The sequence below is a fragment of the Sinomonas humi genome, assembly GCF_000802235.1.
Classification (GTDB): domain Bacteria; phylum Actinomycetota; class Actinomycetes; order Actinomycetales; family Micrococcaceae; genus Sinomonas; species Sinomonas humi.
Genome location: NZ_JTDL01000079.1, coordinates 99,702 through 113,839 on the forward strand (window position 1 = coordinate 99,702; position 14,138 = coordinate 113,839).

16 protein-coding genes are annotated in these 14,138 nt (G+C 67.0%); 5 read left to right on the plus strand and 11 right to left on the minus strand.

Going from position 1 to position 14,138, the window contains the following annotated elements; all coding sequences use genetic code 11:
• Window positions 1-114: 114 nt before the first annotated feature.
• From LK10_RS05485 to LK10_RS05495, 3 genes are all read right to left on the minus strand, one after another.
• The gene (locus LK10_RS05485; RefSeq protein ID WP_043120802.1) at window positions 115-627 is read right to left on the minus strand and encodes a DUF6036 family nucleotidyltransferase; all 513 of its coding nucleotides are present in this window, start codon (window positions 625-627) and stop codon (window positions 115-117) included.
• Entirely contained in the window at window positions 617-1,162 is a 546-nt protein-coding gene (locus LK10_RS20740) for a hypothetical protein (protein ID WP_052206991.1), read from the minus strand. Before LK10_RS20740 ends, LK10_RS05485 begins: the two co-directional genes overlap by 11 nt.
• 83 nt (window positions 1,163-1,245) lie before the next feature.
• Window positions 1,246-2,133, minus strand: coding sequence for an alpha/beta hydrolase (locus LK10_RS05495; protein ID WP_231567621.1), 888 nt, complete (start codon window positions 2,131-2,133; stop codon window positions 1,246-1,248).
• A gap of 105 nt (window positions 2,134-2,238) precedes the next feature.
• Between LK10_RS05495 and LK10_RS05500 the strand changes: the two genes are divergently transcribed.
• Window positions 2,239-3,411 carry a cytochrome P450 gene (locus LK10_RS05500; RefSeq protein WP_043120805.1) on the plus strand — a complete coding sequence of 391 codons (1,173 nt, stop codon included), beginning with the start codon at window positions 2,239-2,241 and terminating at the stop codon, window positions 3,409-3,411.
• Window positions 3,412-3,417: 6 nt separating this feature from the next.
• On the opposite strand, the gene LK10_RS05505 is transcribed toward LK10_RS05500, so the two are convergent.
• Window positions 3,418-3,882: a hypothetical protein gene (locus LK10_RS05505; protein WP_043120807.1), complete on the minus strand. Its 465-nt coding sequence runs from the start codon at window positions 3,880-3,882 to the stop codon at window positions 3,418-3,420.
• An 80-nt stretch (window positions 3,883-3,962) separates the two neighbouring features.
• Window positions 3,963-4,412, minus strand: a complete 450-nt coding sequence (locus LK10_RS05510; RefSeq protein ID WP_043120810.1) for a MaoC/PaaZ C-terminal domain-containing protein — start codon at window positions 4,410-4,412, stop codon at window positions 3,963-3,965.
• Window positions 4,413-4,542: 130 nt separating this feature from the next.
• On the opposite strand from LK10_RS05510, the gene LK10_RS05515 reads away from it, so the two are divergent.
• Genes LK10_RS05515 through LK10_RS05525 form a run of 3 tightly spaced genes read left to right on the plus strand, consistent with a single transcriptional unit; the run spans window position 4,543 to window position 8,541 of the window.
• A complete protein-coding gene (locus tag LK10_RS05515; RefSeq protein ID WP_043120813.1) occupies window positions 4,543-6,045 on the plus strand; it encodes a CYTH and CHAD domain-containing protein in 1,503 nt (500 codons plus the stop codon).
• 7 nt (window positions 6,046-6,052) lie between these two features.
• A complete protein-coding gene (locus LK10_RS05520; RefSeq protein WP_043121023.1) occupies window positions 6,053-7,081 on the plus strand; it encodes an SDR family oxidoreductase in 1,029 nt (342 codons plus the stop codon).
• Window positions 7,078-8,541: a sulfatase family protein gene (locus LK10_RS05525; protein WP_052206992.1), complete on the plus strand. Its 1,464-nt coding sequence runs from the start codon at window positions 7,078-7,080 to the stop codon at window positions 8,539-8,541. The genes LK10_RS05520 and LK10_RS05525 overlap by 4 nt, the downstream gene beginning before the upstream one ends.
• A gap of 274 nt (window positions 8,542-8,815) precedes the next feature.
• On the opposite strand, the gene LK10_RS05530 is transcribed toward LK10_RS05525, so the two are convergent.
• The 6 genes from LK10_RS05530 to LK10_RS20745 form a co-directional block, all read right to left on the minus strand.
• Complete coding sequence (locus LK10_RS05530) at window positions 8,816-9,616, minus strand: ABC transporter permease (RefSeq protein WP_043120814.1); 801 nt, start codon at window positions 9,614-9,616, stop codon at window positions 8,816-8,818.
• Entirely contained in the window at window positions 9,613-10,539 is a 927-nt protein-coding gene (locus tag LK10_RS05535) for an ABC transporter ATP-binding protein (protein WP_043120816.1), read from the minus strand. Before LK10_RS05535 ends, LK10_RS05530 begins: the two co-directional genes overlap by 4 nt.
• Window positions 10,536-11,402 carry a DUF4097 family beta strand repeat-containing protein gene (locus tag LK10_RS05540; RefSeq protein WP_043120818.1) on the minus strand — a complete coding sequence of 289 codons (867 nt, stop codon included), beginning with the start codon at window positions 11,400-11,402 and terminating at the stop codon, window positions 10,536-10,538. Before LK10_RS05540 ends, LK10_RS05535 begins: the two co-directional genes overlap by 4 nt.
• 93 nt (window positions 11,403-11,495) lie before the next feature.
• Window positions 11,496-12,029, minus strand: coding sequence for a toxin-antitoxin system HicB family antitoxin (locus LK10_RS05545; RefSeq protein WP_043120819.1), 534 nt, complete (start codon window positions 12,027-12,029; stop codon window positions 11,496-11,498).
• Window positions 12,030-12,462: 433 nt separating this feature from the next.
• The gene (locus tag LK10_RS05550) at window positions 12,463-12,720 is read right to left on the minus strand and encodes a hypothetical protein (protein ID WP_043120820.1); all 258 of its coding nucleotides are present in this window, start codon (window positions 12,718-12,720) and stop codon (window positions 12,463-12,465) included.
• Window positions 12,717-13,271 (minus strand): RidA family protein, encoded by a 555-nt coding sequence (locus LK10_RS20745; RefSeq protein ID WP_052206993.1) that lies wholly within the window; start codon window positions 13,269-13,271, stop codon window positions 12,717-12,719. The genes LK10_RS05550 and LK10_RS20745 overlap by 4 nt, the downstream gene beginning before the upstream one ends.
• Window positions 13,272-13,329: 58 nt before the next feature.
• Here LK10_RS20745 and LK10_RS05560 point away from each other — a divergent pair, with 58 nt between their 5' ends.
• Window positions 13,330-14,085, plus strand: a complete 756-nt coding sequence (locus LK10_RS05560) for a maleate cis-trans isomerase family protein (protein WP_043120823.1) — start codon at window positions 13,330-13,332, stop codon at window positions 14,083-14,085.
• Window positions 14,086-14,138 lie beyond the last annotated feature (53 nt).

Here is a 14,138-nt window from a genome sequence, read left to right on the forward strand (position 1 = left end):
CACATCAAGGGTCAACGAGGCCCAGGGGCCGTCGTCGCGCCGAGGATTGGCCGAAGCGATGGTCGTCGAGGCCGAACTGCCCCGAGCCCCCTCCTGGGGAGGGGTTGCGGTCATTTAAGCCAGCGCCACCTGATCGTCCTGGCCCTCGGTCATGGCCAGTCGCTGCCTCAGGATGTCCTCCTGCACGAAGTTCTCATCGAGGAGGGCACGGACGAATCGGTGGTCCTTCTCGCGATTGGCGATCAGCTTCGCAGCGCAGAGGTCGTGGGGCTCGAGGCAGAGCCCGGTCCGGCCGTTGGTGTTGTCATTCTCGACGGGCACAAGCCGGTCGGGCCATCCGGAGGGGAGAACAGCGGTGTGAGGGCCCACTCCCTGAATGTAGAAGCCGTGTGTCTCGTGGAACATAGACATCTCTCCGATGACCGAGTCCAGCTCTGTCGCCAAGGATTCAGCGTCATCGTCCTCAAGTGGGCAGATGTCAACCTCGTCGGAAAGGGTGGCTTCCTCCGGGAGGTCGTCCTCGTCGTAGCTGCCGAGGATGGCCTGGCTGCCGATGACGATGACCGCGTCCTGCCGAATGATCTCCGTCGCGGCGCGGATCGCGTGCTCGAGCTGGTCACGTCGCACGGGCGACCGCCTTGTGGATCGCGACAAGGCGGGCGGCCTGGCTGAGAGCTCCTGCGAACGGCGTCATCTGCCGGAGGTCGATGGCGCGCTCGTCGGTGCCCAGCATCCTATCGATGAGGGCGCTTACATCGCCTTCGACGAGGCGCTCCCATTCTTCGACCCATCCGCGCGCGTACTCGTCGCGGCGCCGGTCCTTCATTCGATCGATGTTCCTGCGCGCGACCTCAAGGATCGGGGCCGGGTCTTGCCGCAGTCGGTCGGCAATCGCCCGATGGAGCTCCCACGAGACGCGCTGCTCCCGGCGCTCCATGGGCGGTCGGCGGCGCTTGGCTTTTTCGATGGAGTCCTGGACGACCTTCGGGCTGCATCCTAGCCTCTTCGCTATGTCCCGGATAGAGAGGCCCTCGGCCTGAAGTCCGAACATCGCCTCCTGGCGCCTTTCCGCGGCCCGGAGCATCTCCCAGCGGGCACGGTGCGACTCCTGGGCGCAGCGGTCCTCCTCGGCGAGGAGCGACTCGATCAGCTCATTGGACACGGCTGTATGGTAGCCCCTACAACTCGAGAAGCTAGGCGTGCTGCCAGAAGGATCCTTGCCCATGGAACCGCCGGGCAAGACGGTCAGCGAGACGGTGCGGTCGAAACTCGCGTGAGCCACGAGACGACTTCGGCGGTCACCTCGTCGCGATTTGTCTCGTTGAAGAGTTCGTGGCGCGCCTCCGGGTAAAGGCGGGTTTCGACGTCGTGCAGGCCGGCTTCCCTGTAGCGGTCGGCGACTTTGTGGACCCACCTGCCATCGCCCCCGCCGACGGGATCGGCCTCGCCCGAGATCAGCAGGATCGGGAGATCCTCCTTGACGCCCGCGAGCTTTTCCGGGTCGGCCGCGGCCGATCCAGACGACCAGAACCCATTCGAGGCCTTCTCTGAGAGGTCGAAACCGCAGAGGGGATCGTCGATGTACTTCTGCACCTCGTCCGCGTCACGGCTGAGCCACTCGAAGCCCGTCCGGTGCTCGAACGGCTCGTTGAACGACTGCAATCCCTCCGAGTCGCTCTCCGCAGCGGCGGCAGCGAGCTCATCTAGCGCAGAGGTACCAGAGAAGACGACGCCGTCGTAAAGGTCCGCGTGGGTCAAAATGACCTGCTGGCCGGCCATGGAGCCCATCGAGTGGGCAAGGAGGAGTACCGGGGCACCTTCACGCTCTCGGACCCAGCCCCCAAGCTGAGCGAGGTCGTTCAGCAATCCGTCCCAGCCAGCTTCGCCGAAGTCTCCCAACGGCACCGACTCTGACACCGACTCTCCGTGTCCACGGTGGTCCGATGCGTAGACCGTGAAGCCGTTTCGTGCGAGTTCTTCTGCGAGACGGGCATAGCGGTGCTTGTGCTCGGCCATGCCATGCGAGATCTGGACCGAGCCCTTCTTCTCCCCGACGGCCTCCCAACGGAGGACTGAGATGCCCAGCCCGTCAGCTTCCGAACGGACAGTAAGGCGTTCTGGCTGCATCAGCATACTGAGATGGTAAGGCGGGGAATACAAAGTCCTCGGCAGCAAGGCGCGGACGTAAACTGGCGGCGGCGGGAAACCGCCCTATTCCTTGGTTGCCGGGAGGACACCGTGGACGCTCTGCCAGCACTGACCCAGCAACTCGATCCGTTTGCTCTCTACCGAAGTCTGCGGGACGAATCGCCAGTCCTGTTCGACGCTCAACGGCAGGCGTGGAATGTCTTCCGATACGACGACGTCCAACGCGTCCTCTCGGACCACCACGTCTTTTCATCGCAACTGGCGGGGAGCCGGGGCCCGGGCCAAGGCGGCCTTTTCGCCTCGAGCCTGATCAGCACCGACCCTCCCCGCCACCGTCAGCTGAGGTCGCTCGTGACCCAGGCGTTCACCCCGCGCGCCGTCGACGCGCTCGCTCCGCGGATCACTGAAATCTCCGACGAGCTGCTTGGGCGGGCGGCAGCCGCCGGGGAGATGGACCTGATCGACGACTTCGCCTACCCGCTGCCCGTGATCGTCATCGCGGAGCTCATGGGGATCCCGCCCGAGGATCGCGATCGGTTCCGACGATGGTCGGACGTGGTAGTGAGCCAGACGCGGGCGGGTGCCCCGGCGCCAGCCGCCGGCCACAGCGAGGCCCAGGAGGAGATGGGTCATTACTTCCTGGACATGATCGAGCACCGGCGCAGCGACCCGGGTGAAGACCTGATCAGCCGGCTGCTCGCCGCCCAGATCGAGGGCGAGCATCTGTCAGTGCCGGAGTTGCTCGGATTCTGCGCGCTGCTCCTCGTCGCCGGCAACGAAACCACGACAAATCTGCTGGGCAACGCGGTCCTTACCTTCTTGGAACGCCCGCACCTCGTGGAGCGGCTCCGGGCCGACGGCGACGCACTTCCGGCTGCCGTCGAGGAGGTGTTGCGCTTCCGCTCTCCCGTTCAGTCCATGTACCGCATCGCGGCCCAGGACGTAACGCTCTCGGGCCAGCAGATCCCCGCGGGCGCCCGTCTGGTGGCCTGGATCGGCTCAGCGAACCACGACGAACGGCAGTTCCCCGCCCCGGAGGAGTTCGACATCGACCGGACGCCCAACCGCCACCTCGCCTTCGGCCAGGGCATCCACTTCTGCTTGGGAGCGCCCTTGGCCCGGCTCGAAGCCCGCATCGCACTCACCGCACTCCTGAGGGGGCTCCCCGGCCTCGCCCTCCGGTCGGCGGAAGACCTGACGCGAATGGACAGCTCGATCGTCTATGGGCTCAAGCATCTTCCGGTCGCTTGGGCGACCACCTGATCCCCGTCAGTACTCGCCCTTAATCACAAAGAAGGAGCCGCGGATCGTCCCCGCCAACTTCGACTTCTGCCGGGCAAATTTGAAGGTCCCGGCAAGTTCTTCGGGAACTTCCATGCCATCGGAGAGCTTGAACCCTACAGCCCTTTTCGCTCCCTCTTCAATCCCATACATCACGTTTATCGAGAGCCCGGATTCGTAGAAGACGTAGGCCATGCGAAGACCGTCGACCTCAAAGGAGGTCACCTCGAGCGGGCGGGAAGCGATGACGAGGTTTCGCTCTTCGGAAAGGATGCGGTTCACCCAGTCGAGGATTTCCGGGGCCTCGTTCGCGGGCGTCACGGTGAAAACGTGATCGTACTTGTTCTTGTAATACCTCGCCTCGTTGGCACGCAGTCCTGCCAACGCCTCGGCGACTGGGGATGATTCCAATCCGACGGTGGAGACGTCCTTGAAATCTACGGCGTACGGCATTGTGGCCTCCTGACGATCATCGGTGTTGTCTTCACACTAGGTCCCGCCCGGCTCCGGGCGCTTCTCGATTCCTGACCGATTCAGCCAACCGGCCCAGTCGTCACCATGACATCCATGCGTCCGGTCTGCACGGTCTCCCCGTGCTGGTTGCGCAGGGTCAGCTGGCGCTCGACGATGCCATATTTGCCCGAGCTCGTGGCCCGCGTGGACAGGATTTCGACGGTGCACGTGAGCGTGTCGCCTATGAAGACCGGCGCGGTGAATTGCCACTGGTCGATTCCCAGCAAGGCGACCGCGCTCCCCTCGAAGACGCCGGTGCGGGCGATGAGGCCGAGACAGAGGGATGCCCCGAGCATGCCGTGCACAATGCGCTGCCCATACCGCGTGTTCTTGGCGAATTCCACGTCGGTGTGCACTTGGTTGTTGTCGTTCGTCCAGGCGGCGAATGACATCACGTCCGCTTCGGTGATCGTGCGGCCCGGCGTCACGAAGATCTGTCCGGCCTGCAGGTCGTCGAGGTACAAGGGCATGGGCGAATGTTCCTTTCCGTTTGGCCTTTCATTTTCTCCCACCGCTAGAGGACGGGCTCCTCAAGGCACGCTGGCATCTTCTTCCGCGCGAGCCATGGGGCAGCGCGGCATGCGATGCCTAGAATGCGCTATGGCCAGGACCCCTTCGGCCGCCCACGGCACCTTCGATGCGTCTGTGGCCGGCCGCTTTCCCGAGTTCGATTCGCTGAGCGACGTCGCCGAGGTCCGCAGCGGCGAGGATCTAGTCTTCGAGGAGCAATTCTTCGACACCGAGGATTTCCGGCTCGGCTCCCATGGCATCGTCCTCTACCGCCGGACAGGCGGCCCACGGGAGGGCTGGCACCTTGAGCTCCCCGACGGCCGGAGTGCCGTCGAGCCTCTGGGCTCGCACCAGTCCCTGCCCGCCTCGCTGACGGACGGCCTTCAGTTCTATCTGCGCGGGCGCCAGCTTGTGAGGAGCGCGGACGTGACCGTTGTCCGGCGGATCGCCCTGCTCATTGCGGACGACGGCGGCGAACTCGCGGAGGCAGCCGACGAGCACCACCGCGCGGAGCCCCTCATTGCCGACGGCGGACCAAGGGCGTGGCGGTTGTGGGACTACGAGGTGCGCGAGCCGAGCAACAAGCGGCTGGCGAAGGAACTCCGCACGGCTTTCGCCGAATCGGGAGCGGAGCCCGGCGGCCGCAGCAGTTCGCTTCTGACGCTCGCCGCTTCAGTTCCCCGGGTCACCCGTGATGAGGGCCCTGCACAGCGCAAGCCGGGGAAGGTGCAGCGCGCGTTCGTGGAGTATGTCGCGGAGCTGCTGGAGAGATGGGAACAGCTCGATCCCGAGGTACGCCTCGCCACACCCGACTCCGTCCACAAGCTCCGCATCACGATGCGGCGCTTGCGCTCGTGCCTCTCGGCCTTCCGGAAGGACCTCGACCCGGAGGCCGGACGGGAGCTGCGTGATGAGCTCCAATGGTTCGGCCGGGTCCTCGGGAGGGTGCGGGACGCCGAGGTCATGCGCGAGCGCCTGCGTGGCCGGGTGGAGAGCGAGCAGGCCGAGCTGGTGCTCGGCCCGGTGAGGCGGTCCTTCGACGAGTCGCTCGGCGCTGAGCACGCCGAGGCGTCGCGCGAGCTCAAGGACGCCCTTGGCTCGGAGCGGTACTTCCGGCTCCTCGACGGCATCACAGAGCTGGTCGACTCAGCTGGGGAGGTCGACGGAAAGTGGGCGACCAAGGCGACCGTCTCCGGCGTCGTGCGCCGCGATGCGAAGCGCCTCCGCGCTGCCGTGAAGACGGCGGAGGGAACCGAGGGCACCGATAAGCACGACGTCGCACTCCACGACGTGCGCAAGGCGGCCAAGCGTCTTCGGTACTCGGCGGAGGCGGCCGCCCCGTTCGGGGCGAAGAAGGCTGCGCGACTCGGCCGCCGCGCGCAGAAGATCCAGAAGACGTTGGGCGAGCATCAAGATTCGATCGTCACCGCGGAACTTGTTCAGCGGCTTGGGGTCGAGGCATACGGACGCGGCGAGAACGCCTTCACCTACGGTCGGCTCCATGCGAGGGAGCTCCAGCTCGCGGCCGAGGCGGAGGCGCGCTACGACCGCCTCCGGCGAAAGCTCTCCGCGAAGCTCGGCGGCGAGGGGTGAATTGGCCGTGGCCACAGTGCTCGTGACGGGCGGCTCTGGATTCGTGGCGGCCCACGCCATAGTGCAGCTCCTCACCGCCGGCCACAGCGTCCGTACAACCGTTCGCTCGCCGGACCGTCGGATCGCCGTCGAGCGGATGCTCGCGATCGCGGGAGCGCCGCATCAGGAGCGCGTCACGTATCTGACGGCCGATCTGAGGGCTGGCAGCGGCTGGGCCGAAGCTGCCCACGGGGCCGATTACGTGCTCCACGTGGCCTCTCCGTTTCCGAGCGTCCAGCCGAAGGACGAGAAGGAGCTGATTGGCCCTGCGCGGGATGGTGCGGGGCGGGTCCTGCGGGCAGCGCGCGACGCCGGAGTGCGGCGGGTGGTGCTGACGTCGTCGTTCGCTGCGGTCGGCTACGGGCACCCCGACAAGCAGCACGTCTTCGACGAGAACGACTGGACGGATCTGAGCGCTCGCGGAATCAGCCCGTACGTGAAGTCGAAGACCATCGCGGAGCGCGCCGCCTGGGACTTCGTCGAACGCGAGGGCGGGATCGAACTCGCCGTCGTGAACCCCGTCGGGATCCTCGGGCCGGTGCTCGGCCCGCACCTTTCGAGCTCCATCCGGATCGTCTCGACTCTCTTGAGCGGCCAGCTGCCTGCCGCTCCGCCCATGTGGATGAACATCGTCGACGTTCGGGACGTCGCCGACCTCCACCTCCGGGCGATGATCGACCCCCAAGCCGCTGGGCAGCGCTTCCTCGCCGTCGCCGGGCAGCCGATCTCCTTCCACGAGATCGCGCTCGCGTTGCGGGACGCCCTGGGGTCGGCAGCGTCGAAGGTGACTACGCGCACGGCGCCAGCTTGGGTGTTCAAGGCGCTCGCCGTCGTCGTCCCTCCCGTGCGTGAAATCTCATCGCAGCTCAACATCATTCGGGCCGCCAGCAACGAGAAGGCGCGGCGGATGCTCGGGTGGGAACCGCGCTCGAACGAGGAGGCCGCCGTCTCCTGCGCGGAGAGCCTTCTGCGCCTGGGAATCGTCCGGGCCCGATGAGCCAGCCGATGAACCGCCCGAATCTGCTCTTCATCCTCTCCGACGATCACGCCCCACATGCGATTTCGGCATACGGGAGCAGGGTCAACACGACGCCGGCCATCGACCGGATCGGCAGGGAAGGAGCGCGCCTCGGCTCGGTGTACTGCACGAACGCGATCTGCAGTCCCTCGCGCGCCACGATCCTCACGGGGACCTACAGCCACATCAACGGCGTTCCCGGGATCTTCGCCGAGTTCGACTACCGCGTGCCCACGTTCGTGGACGTGCTCCATGGTTCGGGCTACGCGACAGCGCTCTACGGGAAGTGGCACCTCGGGGAGTCCCCAAGGGCCAGGCCCCGCGGCTTCGACGACTGGCTCGTCTTCCCAGGCCAGGGCGACTACCTCGACCCCGTCATGATCGGCCCGGAGGGCGAACGGCGACTCCACGGGTATGCGACTGACCTCGTGACGGATCTCGCGCTCGACTGGCTCATCAACCGCGATCCGGGCCGCCCCTTCGCGCTCATGGTGCACCACAAGGCGCCCCACCGGCCGTGGATCCCGGACGAGAAGCACCGCGACCTGTACCCAGTCGGCTCCATCCCTGAGCCGGAGACGTTCGACGACGACCACGCGAACTTGGCGGAGTGCGTCCGCTCCGTGCGCATGAGCATCGCCGACGACCTCACCGAGGAGGACGTCAAGGAGCCGACGCCGCCGGAGCTCGAGGGCCCCGAGCGTGCGGGGGAGCGGGCACGCTGGAAGTACCAGCGGTACATGCGGGACTACCTCCAGTGCGTCCAAGCGCTCGACGACGGAGTGGGCCGCCTGCTCGAATACCTCGACGCCCAGGGGCTCGCCGAGGACACGATCGTCGTCTACTCCTCCGACCAGGGCTTCTTCCTCGGCGACCACGGCTGGTTCGACAAGCGGCTCATGTTCGAGCAGTCGCTCCAGATGCCGCTGCTCGTGCGGTGGCCCGCCGAGATTCCAGCCGGGAGCCGCTGCGACGCGATCGTCTCCAACGCGGACTTCGCGGCGACCTTCCTCGACTTCTGCGGACTGGACCCTGCCTCGGCGCTGCCGACTTCGCAGGGCCGCTCGTTCCGGCCGCTCCTCCGGGGGGAGCAGGTTCCCGGCTGGCCCGAGTCGATGTACTACCGCTACTGGGAACATCGCGACCCGAGCCACAACGTGCCCGCCCATTACGGCGTCCGAACGCGGACGCACAAGCTGATCCACTACTACTGCGACGGTTTGGGAGTGCCCGGCGCCTCGCCCGAACGGGAGCCGAGCGAGTGGGAGCTGTTCGATCTCGAGGCCGACCCGCACGAGCTCGTGGACGTCATCGCGGACCCGGCGTACGCGTCAGTACTCGCGGAGCTGCGGGACGAGCTCGACCGCCTGCAGGAGTTCTACGGGGACCGGCCCTACGAGGGGCCCGAGACGCCGCACCCCAAGTGGGGCGGATCCTAACCCCAACCCCGCCTCTGGTCGTTTCGGGTACGCCAACTCGCGCCCCTGGTCGTTTCGGGTACGCCAACTCACCTGCGCTTGAAGGCGAGGACGACGACGAAAGCACCGCGCGCCGTCGTCCGCCTTTGGTCTTCGCTAGCCGTACCCGAAAGCTCCGTGGGGAGGAATAGCTGCTCCCGGAACGCGATAAAAGGGGGAGTTGCCGTACCCGAAACGGGAAGGGGCAGAACGAGTGTGAACCGCTGGGCGGCGAGAGTCGCGGCGGAAGTTTACCTCATGATCTCACCGACTTGCGCTCGTACAGCGCTCGTGACCAGAAGTAGCCCAGGGCGATGAACGCCGCACACCAGATGAGCGACGCCGAGCCGTAGCGCGGGTCGGGTGCTTGCCCGGCGAGCAGGCTGCGGGTGGTCTCGATGAACGGCGTGAACGGCTGCGCGTCGGCGAACCACTGTAGCCAACCCGGCATCGAGGCGGTTGGCACGAAGCCGCTGCCGAGGAACGGAAGGAGCGTGAAGATCATAGGAGTATTGCTGGCACCTTCGACGGTCTTGCTGCTCATCCCCATCGCGACGGCCATCCAGGACACCGAGTAGCAGACCAGGGCGAGGAAGACGACGAGCACGAGCCAAGCGAACACCCCGGCCGCTGGCCGCAGGCCCATGAGAAGCGCGACCCCCATGACGATGGCGAGACACAGCAGTCCTTGCACCGTGTTGCCAAGGACGTGTCCGTTGAGGACGGCGGCGCGCGAGATCGCCATCGAGCGGAAGCGGGCGACGATGCCTTCCGTCATGTCCTGCGCGATGCCGATCGAAGCTCCGTTAGCGATCCCGGCGACGCCGATCAGCAGGATCCCCGGGACGACGTAGGCGAGGTATTCCTGGTCTGCTCCCCGCCCGCCCCCGGGGAGGCCCGCGCCGAGGGTGCCGCCGAACACGTAGACGAAAAGCAGCAGAAGCAGCACGGGAATGCCGATGACGAACACGGTCAGGCCCGGGTAGCGCAGCATGTGGAGAAGGTTGCGGCGGAACATCGTCCCCGAGTCGGCGACGGTGGAAGCTGTGGCGGTCATGATTCCTCCCGGGTGATGAAGGCGGGCGCCGATGCGGAGGCGGGCGCGGCGTCGTCGTACGACGACGAACTCCCCGTGAGCGCGAAGAAGACGTCGTCGAGGCTCGGCGCGCGTAGACTCACGCTCGCCGATTCGTCCCCGTCGATAGCCGCGAGCACGTCGCGAAGTCCCCCGACCGTCCCGTCGATCGGGATCTCAGGACGGACGGTGCCATCGCGATCGGTGACGATGAGCACTTCCGTGCCGACCCGAGCCTTGAGCTCGCTGGGCGTGCCTTCGCCGACGACGCGGCCGTGGTCGAGCACGACGACGCGGTCCGCGACCCGGTCGGCCTCCTCGAGGTACTGGGTGGTGAGGAAGATGGTTACCCCGTCGTCGAGCAGTTCGCGGACGATCTCCCACATGGTCTGCCGGCTGCGGGGGTCGAGGCCGGTGGTCGGCTCATCGAGGAAGACGATCTGCGGCGTCCCGACGAGCGTCATGGCCAGATCGAGGCGGCGCTTCATTCCGCCGGAGTAGGTCACGAGCGGCTTGCGGGCGGCCTCGGTGAGGTCGAATCGTTCGAGCAGCTCAGCGACGCGGCGGCGGCCGACGCGTGGGCCTAGATGCCGCAGGTCCGCCATGAGCCTGAGGTTCTCCTCGCCCGTGAGCAGGCCGTCGACTGCTGCGAACTGGCCCGTGAGGCCGATCGCGCCACGCACGCCTTGCGAGTCTCGGCGCAGATCGCGGCCCGCGATTGTCGCGCTCCCTGCGTCCGGCCGCACGAGGGTGGAGAGAATGTGCACGGTGGTCGTCTTGCCCGCACCGTTGGGGCCGAGCAGGGCAAGGACGGTGCCGGCCGTGACATCGAGGTCGACGCTGTCGAGGACCGTCTGCTCGCGGTAGCGCTTCGTCAGTCCGCGGGCGGTGATGGCCATGGTCATGATGCTGCTTCCCTTCTGGTGCCGAGGCCCGCGCGGCGGACGCTGACGTCTGCCCAATTGGAGCGGAGGCGCAGTTCGACGGTGCGGCCGCTCGTCGCCGCCTCGGGATCTGGGGTCAGCTCGTTTCGAACGGCGCCGTGCAGGGACGAGGCGTCGAGCCACGCGGCCAACCCCGCCGGCACGCCGACCTCGACCTCGGCATAACCGTTCTCGATCCGGATCGAGCCGCCGGTCACCTCCCGCACGCGGATGGCCCCGTGCGCGCTCTTGGCGGTGACATCGTCGAGCGCCCGGTCGATGGTGAGGGGACCCGACGTCGTGACTTCGACTGGCCCTCCGGTGGTTCCGAGATCAATCGTTCCGTGCGAGCCACGCACCCGGGCTTCGCCGTCAACCCGGCCGATCCGCACCTGACCGTGTCCGAGAGTTGCGTCAAGCCGGCCGGCGACGCGTTCAATGTCGACGCTCCCGTATGGCGAGACGAGGACCAGGCCCCCAATCGTGTCACCGGTGATGGTGCCGTATTTCGCAGTGATGCTGCTTTCGCCGAGCTCGCCACGAGTCCGCACGGAGCCGTAGGCGTTGTCGACGTCGACCCGTGACCCGGTGGGCAGCTCGACTCGGACATCCACGGAGTCTCCCGGGCCGAACAGGTTTCGCCGGCGCGGGACCCGGATGCGGAGCCGGCCGGCGTCGAAGGTTATGGTCGCCTCGCTTGCGAGAGAGGCGTCCCCATTGCGGCCGGGGTTCGTCGGGACGACCTCCGCGACCACTTCGCCGCGGGGGGAGGCGAGCACTTCGACGTGGCCGACGCCGAGGTCGATGACGGCGTCGATCGGGCCGTCGGTCTTGTATCTGGGCATGGTGACCTCCTGATGCCCGGCCTTCTGTGCCGGGGTCTGCGGGCATGACGGATCGGTCCCGCAGCCGCGGGACGTAGATGAGATGGGCTTGGGCTAGCGGACCCAGCCCATGAAGCTGTCTCCCGAGCGCGGCTCGCGCTGCGCGGTCCGACGGCTCTTTGGTTCGAGGGCGGCCGCGATCGCACGGACCAGCCAGGCGTTGAGAGAGATGCCATCCTGCGCGGCGGCCCGTTCTACGCGGGCCTTGAGCTGATCGGGCAAGCGCAGGGTGGTGCGTGAGGTGACGGTGTCGTCCAGGGCGTCGGCGCTCGGCGAGCTGCCCTCGTTCCCCGTCTCCACCGGTGTGGGCGCCGGTGTTGTGCGCGCGTCGGTGAACTCGACGGTGGGAGGGGGCGACACCACGAATTCCGGGTCGCGACCCCGGAGACGTACATCGACCGAACCCGGGGCGAGCTCGCGGGTGATCTCGCTCGCCGCGTCGCTGAGTGCCTCCAGCAGCGCGAGTCGGGCGGCCGAGTCGAGTGAGAGACTCAGCTGCTCGACCAGTCCCCGGACTTCCTCCCCAGCGGTCTCGGCGGAGACGGCGAGCTGGGAGCGGAGGTCGGCGACGTAGCGATCCAGTTCCATGACGCCATAATGACACCAAAGTGGTGTCAGCTGCAAGAGGGGTGGTGTCAGCTGCTCGGGCGTGCGCGGGCCGGCTGGGCGGGACCTCACGCTCCAGCCCACTTCTCTGCCTGCGACACGTGATGTGGCCGCGACGCGCCGCGCTCCCGACCGATTGGGAAAACACAACCGGGTGGGAGCGCGGGTGCCTGCGGAATCAGGCTGAGAGGCTCCAGACGGTGGGCTTTCCCCCAGCTGATGGCATGAGGCTCCCTTTCGAGAGGAAGACCGAAAACTGTTGGGCTTCCCCAATTCCGGCGGTCGACCACCAGCCGGTCAGAGGGCAGTGCTCGCCGGTGCGCGCAGGCGCCGCTCTCCGCCAGGCAGAAGAGGTGCCCAGACGAGGCGGAATTGTTGTTCTCATGTCATGTCTCCGATCTGATTCGCTTGCATTTCAGGCGACTCGCCGCTGGGAGCGCCCGATCCCTTCGGGCACCCAGACCTCGATGTCGTCGTAGTTGAGATGGACGAAAAGCCGGGAATCGGCTCCGTCTGCCCCCAGCCAGAAGCCGGCCCGGTCGGGCATAACGTCCTCGATGACGCCGTCGCGGAGCACCTGCCCCCACTGCCGGAGTTGGATGTGGGCGCCCTTTGTCGGCGCCCATTTCTCTCGTCCCGGCCTAAGGGGCCGGAGACCTGCCGCGAACTTCATTGCTTCTTCCTCACTTCGGAGTCCGTCACTTCGGGCCCCCTTGTGGCGGGGCGAGCCGAGACGGTCAGGCTCACCTCGACCACCGCCCCGCCGGGGAGACTTGCGACGCCGACGGCGGCCCGTGACGGGCGTCCTCGCTCTCCGAAGACGGTGATCAGCTCCTCTGAGGCCGCGTCCAGGACTCGCGGGTGGTCCTCGAAGTCCGGGCTGGCCGCGACGTACCCGGTCATTTGAACGACCTGTTCAATCCTGTCCAGGCCTCCCAGATGGCGGTTCAGAGTTGCCAGGCAGTTCCGGACGGCGGCGCGGGCGCACTCTCGCGCGTCATCCAGGCTAGGCCCGCCGTCGGTCCCCACACATCCCTTGAAATCAAGAGCGCCCTCGATCGCGTGAGTGTGGCCGGCGGTGAAGACGAGCGGGCCCGCTTCGGTGACAGGGGTGTAGCTCCCGGCGGGTCTAGGGGCCGGCGGGAGGGCCGCCGCGTAGGCATCCAACAGGGCGGGCCGTTGAGGGGCAAGCCCCTGAGGGGCGACATCCGGGTCATGGGTCACAGCATTCTCCTTCCCCTCTGATTATTGTTGACGATCAGACATTATGGGAAGATGAAGTGTGACTAGCGCAACAGATTTTGATCCAGAAGGCCCGGGAGTCCAGCGAGTCCTCGGGGTCGTGAGCCCTTATGACATGGCGCTCGACCGTGAGCTGTGGCGATGGATGCCCGAAGAGGTGACGCTCGCGTTCGCGCGCACACCGTTTCATCCCCTCGTCGTCGACGCGACCATGGCGGCCACGATCGGAGACGACGAGGAGATCCGCCCGACGGCCCGCTGCCTCAAGGCCATCTCGCCCGAGGCGGCCGTCTATGCATGCACGTCGGGAAGCTTTGTGAACGGGGTGGCAGGAGCAGCGAGGATCTCCCAGGCCATCTCCGAGGAGCTCGATGCGCCAGCAGTGAGCACCTCCGAGGCTCTTATCGAGGCACTGGACCTTCTCGGGATAACGCGCCTCGCGGTCGCGACTCCCTACCTGCCGGAGCTCACTGTCCGCCTTGAGGATTTCTTGGCTGAAGGAGGCCGAGCCGTAACCGGCTGCGAGGGTCTGGGCCTCGACAAGCTCATCTGGCACGTTCCCTACCGCGTGACGGCCGATCTCGTCCGCCGAGCGGACTCCCCAGCCGCGGAAGCGGTGTTCGTTGCCTGCACCAACCTGCCCACGTTCGAAATCATCGAGCCCCTTGAGCAGGAGCTCGGAAAGCCGATCGTGACGGCGAACCAGGTGACGGCTTGGGCCGGCCTGCGCCGCCTCGGCCTGTCGCTCCCCGGCGGCGCCAGGCTTGCGGAGGCAAGCGGCAGCCTCGCGGCCTGACGCAGCGGACGACGACGGCCCGCCCTTTCGGGGGCCAGCCGTCGTCGTCCGCT